This window comes from Paraburkholderia sp. SECH2 (assembly GCF_030464795.1).
Classification (GTDB): Bacteria; Pseudomonadota; Gammaproteobacteria; order Burkholderiales; family Burkholderiaceae; genus Paraburkholderia; species Paraburkholderia aspalathi.
This window is the reverse complement of sequence record NZ_JALPRH010000028.1, coordinates 1-15520: the sequence shown is the minus strand read 5'-3', so window position 1 is coordinate 15520 and position 15520 is coordinate 1. Positions and strand designations below refer to the sequence as shown.

Genomic DNA, 15520 nt, shown 5'->3' with positions numbered 1-15520 from the left:
AGAACCTTGTATGGATACCTCAACCCGCACGCCGAATACCGCCAGCTCGCGACTCGAAATCGAGCCGGGCTATCAGTCGGGATTCGCGAACGAATTCGCTACGGAGGCTTTGCCGGGCGCGCTGCCCGAGGGCCGCAACTCGCCGCAACGCGCGGCCTATGGCCTGTACACCGAGCAACTGTCGGGCACCGCGTTCACCGCGCCGCGCGGACATAACCGCCGTTCATGGCTGTACCGGATTCGTCCGGCAGCAGTTCACAAGCCGTTCACGCTGCTGCCCTCGGACCGGCTCGTCGCCAACTTCGCCGAGGTGCCGCCAACGCCGCCTAACCAGTTGCGCTGGGACGCATTGCCGATGCCCACCGAGCCGACCGATTTCGTCGATGGCTGGATAACGATGGCGGGCAACGGCGCAGCCGAAGCGATGAACGGCTGCGCGATCCATCTGTATGCAGCGAACCGCTCGATGAAGGATCGTTTCTTCTACAACGCCGACGGCGAATTGCTGATCGTGCCGCAGGAAGGCCGTCTGCATATCGCCACCGAAATGGGCCGACTCGATGTCGAGCCGTTCGAGATCGTAGTGATTCCGCGCGGCGTGCGCTTCGCGGTGAGCCTGCCGGACGGTACCGCGCGCGGCTATATCTGCGAGAACTTCGGCGCGCTGCTGCGTCTGCCGGACCTCGGCCCGATCGGCTCGAACGGCCTCGCCAATCCGCGCGATTTCCTCACGCCGCAAGCTGCTTACGAAGACCGCGAAGGCGACTTCGAACTCGTCGCCAAGATGAACGGCAACCTGTGGCGCGCGGATATCGGTCATTCGCCGCTCGACGTGGTGGCGTGGCACGGCAACTACGCGCCGTACAAATACGATCTGCGCCGCTTCAACACGATCGGTTCGATCAGCTTCGACCATCCGGACCCGTCGATCTTTCTCGTGCTGCAATCGCAAAGCGATACGCCGGGCGTCGACACGATCGACTTCGTGATCTTCCCGCCGCGCTGGCTCGCGGCCGAAGATACGTTCCGCCCACCCTGGTTCCATCGCAACGTCGCGAGCGAATTCATGGGCCTTGTGCATGGCGTGTACGACGCGAAGGCCGAAGGCTTTGTGCCGGGCGGCGCGAGCCTGCATAACTGCATGTCGGGTCATGGGCCGGACGCGGACACCTTCGAGAAAGCGTCGCATGGCGATACATCCACGCCGAAGAAAGTCGGCGACACGATGGCCTTCATGTTCGAAACGCGCACGCTGATCAAGCCGACCCGTTTCGCGCTCGAAACCGCGCAACTGCAGGCGCATTACTACGAGTGCTGGCAAGGTCTCAAGAAACACTTCAACCCGGAGCAACGATGAGCGCATTGAGCGATCTTCAGGCGACGCTCGATCCGTCGCGTAAGAGCTGGGTCGAGTCGGCAAACGATTCGACTAACGATTTTTCGATCCAGAATCTGCCGTTCGGTATTTTCAGCGATAAGAACAATGACGCGCGCCGCGTGGGAGTCGCGATTGGCGATGAGATCGTCGATCTGAGCGTTCTCAAGTCCGCCGGCTTGCTCAAGCTTCCGCTCGCCTCTGCCGATCAATTCACTGCAACGAAAGACCGGGCGTTCGAGCAGGACACACTCAACGATTTCATCTCGCTTGGCCGCGATGCATGGCGCAGTGTGCGCATCCAGTTGAGCAATCTGCTGGCGCGGGACACTGCGACTTTGCGCGACGACTCCGCCTTGCGTGCGAAAGCACTGGTGCGTCAGTCCGATGCGCAACTGCATCTGCCAGTGCAGATTCCGGGTTACACGGATTTCTATTCGTCGAAAGAGCACGCGACGAATGTCGGCTCGATGTTCCGCGACCCGAAGAATGCGCTGTTGCCGAACTGGTCCGAAATGCCGATCGGCTACAACGGACGCGCGTCATCGGTGGTCGTGAGCGGCACGCCCGTGCGGCGTCCTAACGGCCAGTTGAAACTGCCGGACCAGGAGCGTCCGGTATTCGGCGCATGCCGCAAGCTGGATATCGAATTGGAGACGGGTTTCGTGATCGGCAGCGGCAATACATTGGGCGAGCCGATTGCCTGTGCCGATGCCGAAGCGCACATCTTCGGCATGGTGTTGCTGAACGACTGGAGCGCGCGCGACATTCAGCAATGGGAATACGTGCCGCTCGGCCCGTTCAACGCGAAGACATTCGCAACCACGATCTCGCCGTGGATCGTGACGCTTGACGCACTCGAACCGTTCCGTGTCGAGCAGCCCGTGCAGGAGCCGCAGCCGCTGGGGTACTTGCGCCACGAAGGTAAGCACGCGTTCGACATCTCGCTGGAAGTGACACTGCGGCCGCAGACGGCAAAGCAGCCCACCACGATCTCGCGGACCAACTTCAAGCACATGTACTGGACGATGGCGCAACAGCTCGCGCATCACACGGTATCGGGCTGCAACACGCGGGTTGGCGATCTGATGGGTTCGGGCACGATCAGCGGCCCGACCGCCGACTCATGCGGCAGCCTCCTCGAGTCCACCTGGAACGGCAAGAATCCGTTGGAGTTGAAGGAAGGCGGCACACGAGGGTTTATCGAAGACGGCGACGAACTGACGCTCGCCGGATGGTGCCAGGGCGATGGGTATCGTGTGGGCTTCGGCACGTGTGTTGGCGAGATTCTGCCGGCGCGGAAGTAGAGCAGAGGTAGCGCGGAAATCACGCGGAAGGAAGCGCTATGCAAAACGGGGAAGCCATCGAGGCTTCTCCGTTTTCGTATCCCGAGGCGAGGGTGGTTCGACGCCTCAACGCAACAACAGCGCAGCCGTACCCTCAGCCGATTGCACGCGCGGGCGCACGTCGCTTTTCCCACCAAACCGCAGCAAGAAACGCAAGCGCAGCAACCAGCAGCACACCGACCATCGCGTCGTTACCAACCCCCTTCATCAACGCGCCGGCCACAAGCGGTCCACCGAAACTGGCCGCGCTCCACGACGCCCCCACCACCGAACTTGCCGACACCAGTGCGACGCCGCGGAACCGCTCGCCGCACGCGACCAGCGACAGCGTATAGATCGCCCCAGCCGCCGCGCCGAGCACATAGAGCAAGGGCCAGCACAGCCACGGCATATGGATCGCCCAGGGAAGCAACGGCAGCAATATAACGACGATCACGCCGCAGCCGATATGTACGCGTTCGCGGCCGAGCCGGTCGGCGAGCCAGCCGATCGGAAACTGCATCGTCGTGTCGCCGAGCAGCAGGGCGGACGCGAATAACACGGCCACCTCGCTCGTGATGCCGTGCGACATGGCGAAGAGCGGCAGCAGCGACAGCGCGATCGTATCGAACAACGCGAAAAACCCCGTACCGATCACGAGCGCCGGCATCTGCGGCAATACATGGCGCCAGCTGCCGTGCGCGGCGTGTTCATCCTTCGACGCTTGCGGCGTCTTGCGGATGCTGGCGAGTGCGGGCAATGCCAGCAGGAAGATCGCGCCGCAAATCAGGAAGCGCCAGTGCGTGAAGTCGGCGATCTGGCTCACCAGCACGGGACCCGACATCTGAAATAGCGTGAAGTTGGTCGCATAGATCGCGATGACCCGGCCGCGGGTGGCGTCGTCGGCGAGCTGGTTGACCCATGCTTCGCTGATCGTGAAGAGCAGCATCAGCGCCGCGCCGCAGAGTACGCGCAACGCGGCCCATAGCCACAGGTTCGAGGTGAATTGCATCAGCGCGGTGGCGGCCCCAACCGTCAGCACCGCGCCGACGATCACCTGGCGGCCGCCGCAGCGCGCGGCGATCCAGGCGGCCACCGGCACGACGAGCAGGCCGCCGCCCGCTTGCGCGGCGGTGAGTAGACCGACCACGTCGGTGCCATAGCCGGCTTGCGTCAGCGCGAGGGCAGTGAGGGGAAGCGTGGCGCCGCTGCCGAGTCCGACGACGGCAACACTAAGGATCAAAGCGAGGAAATCGCGAGTGAAGATGACTTTCATCGGGCCAGATGCTACTACGGCCACGAGTCATTCGCACCTGTGTGCGGATTGCATGAACGCGGTCGAGGGCCGCGTTCGCTTGCTGTCGAGGTGATGCCCGCCGCTCGCCGGCGGCGGCGATACGAAACCTGTCCTGGCTGACGCCGTCCGCGCAGTCTGCGCGCGCGTGCCTCGGTTATCCGGCTACGGCCATCCGTTGTGCGCGCCGGTCGATCGACACCGACCACAGCGTCAGCGCCAGTGCACCGATCGAGGTCGCCACGCCGACCCACGGCAACGTGGTAAGCGGCGCACCCGCGCCGATCGCCATGCCACCGAGCCACGCTCCCGTTGCATTGCCGAGGTTGAACGCGCCTTGATTCAGAGTCGACGCCAGATTCGGCGCATGGCTCGCGCGGTCGACGATCAGCATTTGCAGCGGCGGCACGATCGCGAAGGCCAGAATGCCCCACACGAAGATCGTGATCATGGCCGGAATCTCGGCGTGCATCGTGCCGGCGAAGATAGTCAGGATGACGACGATCGCCAGCAGAAACGCGACCAGCGAAGGCATCAGCCGCCAGTCCGCGAGCTTGCCGCCGAGCGTGCTGCCCACCGTCAAGCCGAGGCCGAACAGCAGCAGCACGAAGGTGACCGCGTGCGGCGTGAAGCCGGTCACGTCTTCGAGAATCGGCGTGATGTAGGTGAAGGTGGAAAACAGGCTGGCCGACGCGAGCACGCTGATGCCGAGCACCATCAGCACTTGCGGGTTCTTCAGCACGTTGAATTCATGGATCAGGCTCGCCTTCTGCATCTCGATCTTCGCCGGCAGGCACACGGCGAGCGCGCCCGCAGCGAGAATGCCGATGCCGGTCACGGCCCAGAAGGTCGCGCGCCAGCCCACCGCCTGGCCGAGCGCGGTGCCGAGCGGGACGCCGAGCACGTTGGCGAGCGTCAAGCCGGTGAACATCAGCGCGATGGCCTGCGCGCGACGGTTCGGCGCGACCAGACCGGCCGCGACCACTGAACCGATGCCGAAGAACGCGCCATGGCAAAACGCCGTGACGATGCGCGCGGCCATCAGCACCGCGTAGCCCGGCGCGACCGCGCACAGCAGATTACCGACGATGAAGACGCCGATCAGGCTCATCAACGCCTTCTTGCGCGGCATGTTGGCCACGGCGATCGCAACGATCGGCGCGCCGATGGTGACGCCGAGCGCATAAGCCGACACCAGCATGCCGGCTGCCGGGATCGACACAGACAGATCGCGTGCGACATCGGGCAGCAGCCCCATGATCACGAATTCGGTGGTACCGATTCCAAAAGCGGCAACGGCAAGGGCGAGCAGGGGCAAAGGCATGGTGACGGAGCGTGAATCAGCACGACGGGAAGCGTCGTGCGGCAGGCGCGCATTTTTCGGGGCGAGAACGCATGCGCCATGCGAGGGGAAAACAGTAGGGGATTCTACCTAAGTCAAAACACGCTTGCTGAGCGTCAAGCAGGCTGTTGTTTTTTGCTGAAAGCGCGCCTTGGAGCGTGCATTGGCCATGCACGCGACTGCACATCGCCGTGGAATGGTGCTGTTTTATGGCGTGCTTTCGTCTGACTTGAAAGTGTTGCCGTGACGGCCTGCGCCTTTGGCAAAACGCGCGGCCCCTGTAACGCCTTCGTCGAATACTGCCTGATAGCCGCCGGCGCCTTCGCGTTGCAGGGCGAGAGCGAGATCCTCGAGCGTGCTGTTTTCCAATGCGGAGCGGCGGTCCGCCAGCAGCGCCGCTTGCGGAAAGGCCGCGAGTTCAGCGGCCAACTGTTCTGCCGCGGCGCGTGCCTCGCCCTTCTGCACAACGCGGTTGGCGAGACCGATGCTGAGCGCTTCCTGCGCATTCACCGCGCGGCCGGTCAGGATCAGATCGAGTGCTCGCGACAGACCGATCAGTTGCGGCAAGCGGATCGTACCGCCATCGATTAGCGGAATTCCGACACGTCGGCAGAACACGCCGAGCACAGCGTCGTCTTCGACGACGCGCAGATCGCACATCGCTGCCAGTTCGAGACCACCCGCGACCGCATAGCCGGCAATCGCGGCAATCACCGGTTTGCTGAAGCTCATGCGCGTCGGTCCCATTGGACCGGGACCGCTTCCGTCGGCGTGCAGTTCATTGCGGCGGGCCTCATCCGCGAGCGCAGTGAGATCCGCGCCGGCGCAGAAGGTGCCGCCCGCACCGAACAGCACGGCCGCGCGCCATGCCGGCTCCGCTTCGAAGCGGAGGAAGGCGGCACTGAGCGCTTCGGCAGTAGGACGGTCGACGGCATTGCGCTGCGCCGGTCGTGAGAGCACGATAGTGGCGACGCCGGTGTCCTCATTGGCTTCGATGCACACATGTTCATTTAGATTTTGCGTGGTTATCATCGTAGTGTCCGTAAAGGTTCGCATCCGGCTGCTCATGCCGGAGGTTCATGTGCTGCGCTCATGCAGTGCGACTAATACCGTTGGTTGTCATGCATCTTTCACAATCGGCTCGTAGCGTTAGCGCTCTTTTAACGCGCTGGCGTTTTTTTGCCAGCTTATCGAGCCTGCTTTTGCCCTTGTCCAATTCATCGCCCGAAACCGCGCCGGCCAGTGCCGAGATGGTCTGGAACGTCCCTCTGCATGAACATGAACATCCATGGTACGACCATGTGCGCCTGAAACGCGTCTTTGTGACGGACGGCACGCGCCATCAGGTGGTCATGGTCGACGCGCGTAAGTTGCTGGAATGCGCGGATCGCGACAACACCGATTACGTGTTGAAGCCGGTCGCCGAATGGCATTCGGGCAAGGTGCGTGGTATTCGCGAGTTTCTCGATCCGGAGAATCCGCGTATTCCGCAGATGCCGTATGTGACGATCTCGACGCGTCGCGCGCCGGGTCTGCTGGGCTGGTTCGGTCTTGAACGCGAGGGCGTGGTGGCGTTTCGCAACGGACAGCATCGCGCGCGCTATCTGGCCGATGCGGGCGCGCGCTGGTTTCCGGTGGAAGTGCACGAACGCGAGGCGGCCTTGCTGCGCGAGATATGCGGCGCAGCGGACGACGCCCGCACGGTAATCCGCCCGACCACGGTGGATGGCGCCTCGGACGCGGTGGCCGGCGACAGCCCGCTCCGATAAAGCAGATGCGAGGCCGGTGTAGGGGTTCGAGTCCCCTCCCTCGCACAATCAACGGTGGTGTGGGTAGCGGGTAGCGGGCGGAGGTCTGGCTAGCCGCGCGCTTGCACGACGTTGCGCGGCGTGCCGGCGTGCCATGCCGCGACGTTCTCGAGCGTGGTCTGCGCGATCTCGTTCATCGCCTCGCGCGTGAAGAATGCCTGGTGCGCGGTGACGATCACGTTCGGGAACATCAAGAGACGCGCCAGCACGTCGTCCTGCAACGGCAGGTTCGAGTGGTCCTCGAAAAAGAGGCCGCCTTCTTCCTCGTACACGTCGAGCCCGAGATGGCCGAGCTGGCCATCTTTCAGCGCGCCGATCAGCGCATTGCTTTCGACAAGTCCGCCGCGCCCCGTGTTGATCAGCATCGCGCCACGCTTCATCTTTGCGAGCGCGGGCCCGTCGATCAGATGGTACGTGCCCGGCACCAGCGGACAATGCAGGCTGACAACGTCGCTTTCGGCGAGCAGGGTGTCGAGCGGCACGTAGCGCGCGCCGAGCGCGAGTAGATCGTCGGCCGGCGTGCCGGGGTCATGCGCGAGCACCTGCATGCCGAAGCCCGCCATGATGCGTCCGAACACGCGGCCGATCATGCCGGTGCCGATCACGCCCACAGTCTTGCCATGCAGATCGAAGCCGAGCAGCCCATGCAGCGAGAAATCGCCTTCACGGGTGCGCGCGACCGCGCGCGGCAAGCGCCGGTTCAGCGCCAGAATCAGACCGACCGCATGTTCAGCGACCGCGTGCGGCGAGTAGGCCGGCACCCGCGCAACCGTTATGCCGAGACGTTCAGCCGCGGCCAGGTCGACGTGATTGAAGCCCGCCGAGCGTAGCGCGATCATGCGCGTGCCACCGGCGTGGAGACGTTCCAGTACGGCAGCGTCGACGTTGTCGTTGACGAACGGGCAGACTACTTCATAGCCCTGCGCGAGGATCGCGGTCTCGACATCGAGGTGCGATTCCTGGAAGTGCAGTTCATAGCGATGCGTACCGTTGGCCTCGCCGAACGTGTCGCTGTCGTATTGGCGGCTGCTGAACAGGATCATGCGCATGAGTGGCTCCGAAGGATAAGTGCCGGCGCGGCGAATGCCAATTCACGACGCGGCATGCAGGCAAGTCAGTATATCGGCACTTAATGGCAGTGACCTCCGCTTACGATGCACAGTTCGAAATCCATTCAGATCTTTACTAAAGATCATCTTTTGCGAAGCGAAAACGGTCGCAATTGAAAATCATATTGACAGCGATGCCGAACTACAATATTTATTAAAAAAGAAGTCCCAAAAAAGCATGTTCAATCATGCCACGAGAGAACCGGCCGCCAGCAGAGCATGCCCTTTTCAAGGCGTCGGGCAAACTTCGCGAGGAAAGTGTGACTGTCGAACTTGCTGAAAAGTATTTCACTATCGCTATCGTCGCTGCATTGCGGCATACCTTCTTTGGCGCCGAGAGCGTCATGTCATTGCCATAAACTTTCCATTCGATGGAATGCGATCATGCTGGATGAGTAATTTCTGAGTCGGGGTGACTCGGATCGAATTCATTTCAAATTCCAGAAAGATTTTTTCATCTTTCTGCTAATAAACCGTAAATCGGCGAGCCAACATGATCGGTGAATTGCTGAGGTCTCAACCGGAGATCGCGCTGTTCGCAAGCCTTGCAATCGGATATTTCATTGGTTCGTTTCGCGTGGGGCCAATTCAGCTGGGTGGCGTCTGCGGCACCTTGATCGTCGCCTTGCTGCTGGGGCAGACGGGCGCGCGGCTGGCTCCCGATCTGAAGAACATCGCCTTTGCGCTGTTCATCTTTGCGCTGGGATTCACCGGCGGACCGCAGTTCTTTGCCAACATTGGCCGGGGCTGGCGCTATGGCTTGCTGTCAGTGGTCGAGATCGTCTCGGTGCTGGTGCTGATCATGATCGCGGTCCTCGTGATGCGGCTCGACGCCGGTACGGCGGCCGGATTGCTGGCAGGTGCCGCGACGGAGTCGGCCGTGATCGGCACGGCTTCGGAGGCGATCGCCAAGCTCGGTTTCAGCGATGCTGAGACGCTGCGCCTGCAGGCCAACATCGTGACCGCGTACAGCGTGAGCTACCTGTTCGGCCTGATCACCATCGTCCTGTTCACCAGTCAGTTTGCGCCCCTGCTGCTGCGCATCAATCTGCGCGAAGAAGCCGAGCGCGTGTGGCACAAGCTCGGCGGCGACGGCGCCTTCGGCGAGGGGCAGCGGGCCGCGGCCCCGGCGCTCGTGGGCCGCGCGTTCCGGGTCGGCACGGCGGCTGGCGCGACGATCCAGGCGCTCGAACAGAAGCACGGCTTCAACCTGACCATCGAGCAGGTTCGGCGCAACGGTGCGGACGTGCCGGTCGAGCCGCAACTGACCTTGGCCACCGGCGACCTGATTCTCGTGGGCGGGCGGCGCGAAGCGATGGTGGCCGCGGCTGCCAGCCTCGGCGAAGAAGTGGCGGATGCCGGCTTCGGCCAGATCATTGCGGAGAAGCTCGACATCGTGCTGACGCGCAGCGACGCGCACGGTCTGACGGTCGCGCAGTTGCGTGAACGGGCAAAACCGGAGGACGGGCGCGGCATCTACATCGCGGCCGTCACGCGGCTTGAAACCACGGTGCCCGCGCTACCCGGCACCGAGCTCAATCGCGGCGATGTGCTGACGCTGGTGGGCGCGAAAGCCGACGTCGAGCGTGGCGCGCGGAATCTGGGCTACGTGCTCACCCCAACCCAGAAAACCGACTTCGTCTATCTCGGCCTGGGCGTGTTGCTTGGCATGGCGATTGGCCATCTCGGCGGCCGCATCGGCGGTGTGTCGATCGCGCTTGGTACGGGCGGCGGCTGCCTGCTCTCAGGATTGCTATTCGGCTGGATCCGTTCGCGCCATCCGTTAGTCGGCTCGCTGCCTTCGGCCGCCGCGCAAATTCTTAAGGACTTCGGTCTTGCCACTTTCATTGCCGCCGTCGGGCTGTCGGCGGGGCCCGATGCCATCAAGCTAGTGCGCGAATACGGCCTGGCGCTGCCCGTCGCCGGCATCCTGATGGTGCTCGTGCCCGGTCTGTTGTCGCTCTGGATCGGCCGCGCGTTTCTCAAGCTCGAAGCGCCCATGCTGCTTGGCGCCATCGCCGGTCAGCAATGCAGCACGCCTGCGATCAGCGCGCTGGTCGGCGTAACCGGCAATTCGACACCCGTGATCGGCTACACGATCACCTATGCACTCTCGAACATTCTGCTGCCGTTGATGGGGCCGGTCGTGGTCGGCCTCGCCGGGAAGTTCGGCTAGGCGGGGCAGATGGACTGCGCGCAGCGTGGCGCGCAGTCGACCGCATACGGATGCCGTCAGGTTCGTATGCACATGCAGCACCCAGTACTCAGTACCGCAAACTATCCAGCGAGGGCATGATGGACTGGCTACATCATATTTTTCAGAAATCACCCGAGATTGCGCTGTTTCTGTCACTTGCAGCCGGCTATTTCATCGGGCAAATCAACTTCGGCAAATTCCAGTTAGGCGGCGTAGGCGGTTCATTGCTGGCCGCGGTCCTGATCAGTCAGGCGGGCGTGACGATCGACAACGGCGTGAAATCGGTGATGTTCGCCGTGTTCATTTACGCGGTCGGCTACGACTCCGGGCCGGGCTTCTTCAACTCGTTGAATCGCAAGACGTTGCGTGAGATCGCAATGGCGATCTTTCTCGCCGTCACCGCACTGATCACCGTGGTGATCTGCGCGAAGCTGTTCCATCTGAACAAGGGTCTCGCAGCCGGACTCGCGGGCGGCGCGTTGACGCAGTCGGCGATCATCGGCACGGCCGGCGACGCCATCGCGCGTCTCGGTCTGCCCGCCGATCAGGTCAAGTCGCTGCAGTCCGACGTGGCGATTGCCTATGCGGTGACCTACGTGTTCGGCTCGCTCGGCGCCATCATTGTCTGCGTGAACATCCTGCCTAAGTTCATGGGGCAGAGTCTGCGCGACGCCTCGATCGAAGCCGAGCGCGAACTGTCTGCGGGCTCGTCCTCACTCGGCGCTGGGCAAATTCGTGCGTTGCCCGAACTGGTAGGGCGCGCGTACAAGATCGATGTCAGCGCCGGGAAAACGGTCAAGGCCGTCGAGACCCTGCATCAGGACATGTTGACGATCGAGCGGATCAAGCGTGAAGGTAAGAACCTCGAGCCGACGCCCGATCTGACCTTGCAACTCAACGACGAAGTGCTGGTGGTGGGCCGCCGGGAGGCGGTGGTCGCATTCGGCGCGAACGGCAACGAGATCGCCAGCGTCGACGACATTGGCGTCGTGATGCAGACACGCGATGGCGTGTTCACACGCAAGGGCATGAACCACACGACGATCGCCGCTGCACGCGAAGTCGTGGATCGCGACTTGCGCCACGGCGTCTATATCCAGAGCGCCTCGCGTGCCGGCCAGCCGCTGCCGATCCTGCCCGAAACCAAGCTCGAGCACGGCGACGTGATCACTTTCTACGGTTCACCTAAAGATACCAAGCGCGCCGTCGATGCAGCCGGCTACGAGCTGCCGTATAGCAACAAGACCGACTTCATCTATATGGGTGTCGGCATCGTGCTGGGTCTGCTGATCGGTCTGATCGTGATCGACGTGGGCGGCGTTCCGCTCACGCTCGGTTCCGGCGGCGGCTGTCTGCTGGCCGGCCTGCTGTTCGGCTGGATGCGCGGCAAGCATCCGATGTACGGCGCGATGCCCTCCGCGGCTTCGCAGTTGCTGAAGGACTTCGGCCTCGCGGCGTTCGTCGCGGTGGTCGGTTTGAATTCGGGCCTGCAGGCCGTGGTGACCGTCAAGCAGAGCGGTATGACGATCTTCCTGCTCGGTGTGGTTGTCACGGTGCTGCCGCTGATACTGACGATGCTGTTCGGCCGCTACGTGCTGCGCTACAACAACGCGGCCATCCTGGCCGGCGCGCTGACAGGTTCACGCAGTGCCAACCCGGCATTCGGCGGTGTGCTCGACAAGGCGGAAAGCGCCGTACCCACCGTGCCGTTCGCGATCACCTATGCAATTGCGAACGTCGCATTGACCTTGCTCGGACCGCTTGTAGTCGGGCTGGTTTAGCCCGGTTTAGCGTACGCATCTATCGATCTCTCTTACGCCGGCGGCAACTGAACGGTCACTCGCGACGCCGGCGTCATTCACTTGCACATTGGAGAACGCATCATGGCAAAAGAGAAAAGCGGCAAGAAACAAGGCGACATGGCTCAAGCCGGCTTTGCGGCGCTCAGCCCGTTCGAGCTCAAGGACGAACTGATCAAGGCTGCCGGCGGCGGCGCGGTGGAGCGTGCCGCCAACGCATCGATGCTCAATGCCGGCCGTGGAAATCCGAACTTCCTCGCGACGATTCCGCGCCACGGCTTCTGGCAGCTTGGCCTGTTTGCGATGCGCGAGTCGGAGCGTTCGTTTGCGTTCATGCCGGAAGGCGTTGGCGGTTTTCCGCGACGCGAAGGGCTGACGGAGCGCTTCGATCTGTTCCTGCGCGAAAACAAGGGCGTGCCTGGCATCGACTTTCTGCGCGGCGCGGTGTCATACGTGCGCGATCAGCTCGGACTCTCCGCGGGCGACTTCCTCTATGAAATGTGCGAGGGCATTCTCGCGTCGAACTATCCGGTGCCGGACCGGATGCTCAAGCTATCCGAACAGATTGTTGGGCAGTATTTGCGCAAGGAGATGATCGGCAACCATCCGTTTGTCGGCGAGTTCGACGTGTTCGCGGTGGAAGGCGGCACGGCGGCGATGACGTACATCTTCAACACCATGCGCGAGAATCACCTGATCAAGCCGGGCGATACGATTGCGCTGGGCTTGCCGATTTTCACGCCGTACATCGAAATTCCACGCCTGAACGACTATCAGCTGAACGTCGTCAATCTCGAAGCCACGGTTGAAAGCGGTTGGCAGTATTCGAAGAAGGAACTCGACAAGCTGCGCGATCCGAAGGTGAAGGCGTTCTTCCTCGTGAACCCGAGCAACCCGCCTTCGGTGAAGATCGACGACGAGAGCCTTCAATACATCGCGGACATCGTCAAGGAACGTCCCGATCTGATTCTGTTGACCGACGACGTGTACGGCACCTTTGCTGACGACTTCGTCTCGCTGTTCGCGCTCGCGCCGAAGAACACCATCCTCGTGTACTCGTACTCGAAATACTTCGGCGCGACGGGCTGGCGTCTCGGCGTGATCGCGACGCATCGCGACAACGTGCTCGACAAGCTGATCGCCGAGTTGCCGAAGGACGCGAAGAAGCAGTTGCACGAGCGTTATGAATCGATCACGACCGAACCGGACAAGCTCAAGTTCATCGATCGACTGGTCGCCGACAGCCGCACTGTCGCGCTGAATCACACGGCGGGTTTGTCGACGCCGCAGCAGGTGCAGATGGTGCTGTTCTCGTTGTTTTCGCTGATGGATACGCCCGACGCGTACAAGAACGCGTTGAAGCGCCTGATCCGCAAGCGCAAGCAGGCGCTGTACGAAGAGGTCGGCATCTCGTTCGAAGACGACGATCCGAACCAGGTCGACTACTACACGATTCTCGACATCGAGTTCCTCGGCGAGCGCATGTTCGGGCGCGAGTTCGTCGAGTGGCTTCTGAAGAACACCGAGCCTTCGGAATTGCTGTTCCGCCTCGCGCGCGAAGCGCGCGTCGTGTTGCTGCCGGGACGCGGTTTCGGTACGCAGCATCCGTCGGGACGGGTGTCGCTGGCTAATCTGAACGAGTCGGACTATCGGCAGATTGGCCGCGCGATGCGCAGGCTGATCGAGGAGTATGTGGAGCGGTATAACGCGGCCACTGGCAAGAAGCTGGATAAGTCCAAGGTGAAGTGAACGTGAATTGAGGCTTTAATTCACGGTTGATTTGTGCTGGATCCGCGCTCGAACTCGGCTTCGAGCGCGGATCCAGCATGGACAAAAAACTTGCGCAATTGCGCGGATCAGTGAATGATCAGTCAAGCGGCCCCGCCAGTGTCATAGCTGGCGGGGCCGCTTGTCCCTTGCACTTTGACATTCACGTACCGATCATGCCGACTTCATCCACCTCTGCCGCACCGGTTTCCTACGCTGTGCCTTGTCCGGTTGTCGAATCGCTCGACGCCATTCTTCCCGAAGAGCCGTTGCTGATGATGGGGGCCGGCCCCGTGCCGATTCCCGCGGCGGTGGCCAAGGCCAATACGGTGGTGATCAATCACCTGGGCAGCACAATGGTGAAGGTGATCGGCCAGGTGAAGACCATGGCGCGCTACGTGTTCCAGACGAATTCGAAGTGGGTGCTGGGCGTAGCCGGTCCGGGTTCTGCCGCGATGGAAATGGCGATCTCCAACCTTGCGTGGGAAGGCACGAAAGTGCTGAGCATCAAGAACGGCTTTTTCAGCGAACGGATGGCGGAGATGGGTCGACGCGTCGGCGCGGAGGTCGCGATACTCGACGTCGAAGACGGTACCGTGGCGAGTCTCGAAACGGTGGCTGAGGCGATCCGCCGCGAGCGTCCCGAGATCGTGACGATCGTGCAGGGCGAAACGTCCAACACCGTGTGGAACCATCAATTGAAGGAGATTGCGGCGCTCGCGAAAGCGGCCGGTGCGCTGGTCATCGTCGACGCGGTGTGTACGTTGAGCACGATGCCCCTGGAGATGGACGCGTGGGGTATTGATGCGGTCATTACGGGCGGGCAGAAGGGCTTGTCGTCGATCCCGGGGGTTTCGCTGATCGCGTTTTCGGATGAGGCATGGGCGCGGGTGAAGGGGCGCACGGCGCCGAATGCGCATTGGTGTCTTGACGCTTCGCTTGCGGAGAATTTCTGGCACAACGCGGGGTATCACTATACGGCGCCCGTGTCGGGCGTGTTGGCTTTACACGAGGCGTTGCGGCTTGTGTGCGCGGAGACGCTTGAGAAGCGGTTTGCGCGGCATTTGAAGTGTTCTGTGGCGCTGCAGGCGGGGATTACTGCGTTGGGTTTGCAGTTGTATGCGCCGGCGCCTTGTCGTTTGAATTCGGTTGTTGGCATTGTTGTGCCGGAGCGATTGAGTCCTGCTGATATTTGCGGTCATATCTCGCGGCAGCATCAGGTGGAAATCTCGGGGTCGTTTGGTTTGCCGATTGTGCGGATTGGGCAGATGGGCGAGCAGTGCCGGGAACATAATCTGTTCAGGACTTTGCATGCGCTTGGGAGGACTATGGTTGATCTTGGGGTTAAGGTTGAGTTGCCGGCTGGGGTGGCGGCGTTGGAGCGTGGGTTGTCCGAAGGGAAGTGAAGGTTTTTTTGCCTTTTGCGGCGGCATTGTCAGTGTTCGTAGGGCTTTGGCCTTTCCTTGAATTGTTAGTGGTTTATTAGCGTTCCCCCTGTGCGGGG

Annotated in this window: 11 protein-coding genes; 7 read left to right on the top strand and 4 right to left on the bottom strand. The window is 62.1% G+C overall.

Annotation, left to right across the window (positions count from 1 at the left end; genetic code table 11):
• Nucleotides 1-10 precede the first annotated feature (10 nt).
• Together hmgA and fahA are read left to right on the top strand one after the other, a co-directional pair.
• On the top strand, nucleotides 11-1357 hold the full coding sequence (gene hmgA / locus M0D66_RS31735; protein WP_266212522.1) for a homogentisate 1,2-dioxygenase: 1347 nt from the start codon (nucleotides 11-13) through the stop codon (nucleotides 1355-1357).
• Nucleotides 1354-2682, top strand: coding sequence for a fumarylacetoacetase (gene fahA / locus M0D66_RS31730; protein ID WP_266212521.1), 1329 nt, complete (start codon nucleotides 1354-1356; stop codon nucleotides 2680-2682). Before hmgA ends, fahA begins: the two co-directional genes overlap by 4 nt.
• Nucleotides 2683-2815: 133 nt before the next feature.
• Here the strand turns inward: fahA and M0D66_RS31725 are convergent, their stop codons facing one another.
• The 3 genes from M0D66_RS31725 to M0D66_RS31715 form a co-directional block, all read right to left on the bottom strand.
• Nucleotides 2816-3976, bottom strand: coding sequence for an MFS transporter (locus tag M0D66_RS31725; RefSeq protein ID WP_266212520.1), 1161 nt, complete (start codon nucleotides 3974-3976; stop codon nucleotides 2816-2818).
• A gap of 175 nt (nucleotides 3977-4151) precedes the next feature.
• A complete protein-coding gene (locus M0D66_RS31720; protein ID WP_200619318.1) occupies nucleotides 4152-5318 on the bottom strand; it encodes an MFS transporter in 1167 nt (388 codons plus the stop codon).
• Nucleotides 5319-5543: 225 nt separating this feature from the next.
• Entirely contained in the window at nucleotides 5544-6368 is an 825-nt protein-coding gene (locus tag M0D66_RS31715) for a crotonase/enoyl-CoA hydratase family protein (RefSeq protein ID WP_266212519.1), read from the bottom strand.
• Between the two features lie 89 nt (nucleotides 6369-6457).
• Between M0D66_RS31715 and M0D66_RS31710 the strand changes: the two genes are divergently transcribed.
• Entirely contained in the window at nucleotides 6458-7105 is a 648-nt protein-coding gene (locus M0D66_RS31710) for a hypothetical protein (RefSeq protein WP_093644711.1), read from the top strand.
• Nucleotides 7106-7194: 89 nt separating this feature from the next.
• Here the strand turns inward: M0D66_RS31710 and M0D66_RS31705 are convergent, their stop codons facing one another.
• The gene (locus M0D66_RS31705) at nucleotides 7195-8193 is read right to left on the bottom strand and encodes a 2-hydroxyacid dehydrogenase (protein ID WP_256456072.1); all 999 of its coding nucleotides are present in this window, start codon (nucleotides 8191-8193) and stop codon (nucleotides 7195-7197) included.
• Nucleotides 8194-8746: 553 nt separating this feature from the next.
• On the opposite strand from M0D66_RS31705, the gene aspT (M0D66_RS31700) reads away from it, so the two are divergent.
• The 4 genes from aspT (M0D66_RS31700) (at nucleotide 8747) to M0D66_RS31685 (ending at nucleotide 15422) form a co-directional block, all read left to right on the top strand.
• On the top strand, nucleotides 8747-10429 hold the full coding sequence (gene aspT, locus M0D66_RS31700) for an aspartate-alanine antiporter (RefSeq protein WP_093644715.1): 1683 nt from the start codon (nucleotides 8747-8749) through the stop codon (nucleotides 10427-10429).
• Nucleotides 10430-10548: 119 nt separating this feature from the next.
• Nucleotides 10549-12231 carry an aspartate-alanine antiporter gene (aspT, locus tag M0D66_RS31695; RefSeq protein ID WP_093644717.1) on the top strand — a complete coding sequence of 561 codons (1683 nt, stop codon included), beginning with the start codon at nucleotides 10549-10551 and terminating at the stop codon, nucleotides 12229-12231.
• A gap of 102 nt (nucleotides 12232-12333) precedes the next feature.
• Nucleotides 12334-13998: a bifunctional aspartate transaminase/aspartate 4-decarboxylase gene (locus M0D66_RS31690; RefSeq protein WP_256456074.1), complete on the top strand. Its 1665-nt coding sequence runs from the start codon at nucleotides 12334-12336 to the stop codon at nucleotides 13996-13998.
• A 194-nt stretch (nucleotides 13999-14192) separates the two neighbouring features.
• Nucleotides 14193-15422 (top strand): alanine--glyoxylate aminotransferase family protein, encoded by a 1230-nt coding sequence (locus M0D66_RS31685; RefSeq protein ID WP_093644741.1) that lies wholly within the window; start codon nucleotides 14193-14195, stop codon nucleotides 15420-15422.
• Nucleotides 15423-15520: the final 98 nt, after the last annotated feature.

What these genes read in the sequence shown, in the direction of transcription:
- M0D66_RS31725 (WP_266212520.1), bottom strand. Translation starts at nt 3,976, where the DNA reads ATGAAAGTCATCTTCACTCGCGATTTCCTCGCTTTGATCCTTAGTGTT.
- M0D66_RS31715 (WP_266212519.1), bottom strand. Translation starts at nt 6,368, where the DNA reads ATGATAACCACGCAAAATCTAAATGAACATGTGTGCATCGAAGCCAAT.
- fahA (WP_266212521.1), top strand. Translation starts at nt 1,354, where the DNA reads ATGAGCGCATTGAGCGATCTTCAGGCGACGCTCGATCCGTCGCGTAAG.
- M0D66_RS31705 (WP_256456072.1), bottom strand. Translation starts at nt 8,193, where the DNA reads ATGCGCATGATCCTGTTCAGCAGCCGCCAATACGACAGCGACACGTTC.
- M0D66_RS31720 (WP_200619318.1), bottom strand. Translation starts at nt 5,318, where the DNA reads ATGCCTTTGCCCCTGCTCGCCCTTGCCGTTGCCGCTTTTGGAATCGGT.
- aspT (WP_093644715.1), top strand. Translation starts at nt 8,747, where the DNA reads ATGATCGGTGAATTGCTGAGGTCTCAACCGGAGATCGCGCTGTTCGCA.
- hmgA (WP_266212522.1), top strand. Translation starts at nt 11, where the DNA reads ATGGATACCTCAACCCGCACGCCGAATACCGCCAGCTCGCGACTCGAA.
- M0D66_RS31685 (WP_093644741.1), top strand. Translation starts at nt 14,193, where the DNA reads ATGCCGACTTCATCCACCTCTGCCGCACCGGTTTCCTACGCTGTGCCT.
- aspT (WP_093644717.1), top strand. Translation starts at nt 10,549, where the DNA reads ATGGACTGGCTACATCATATTTTTCAGAAATCACCCGAGATTGCGCTG.
- M0D66_RS31690 (WP_256456074.1), top strand. Translation starts at nt 12,334, where the DNA reads ATGGCAAAAGAGAAAAGCGGCAAGAAACAAGGCGACATGGCTCAAGCC.
- M0D66_RS31710 (WP_093644711.1), top strand. Translation starts at nt 6,458, where the DNA reads ATGCATCTTTCACAATCGGCTCGTAGCGTTAGCGCTCTTTTAACGCGC.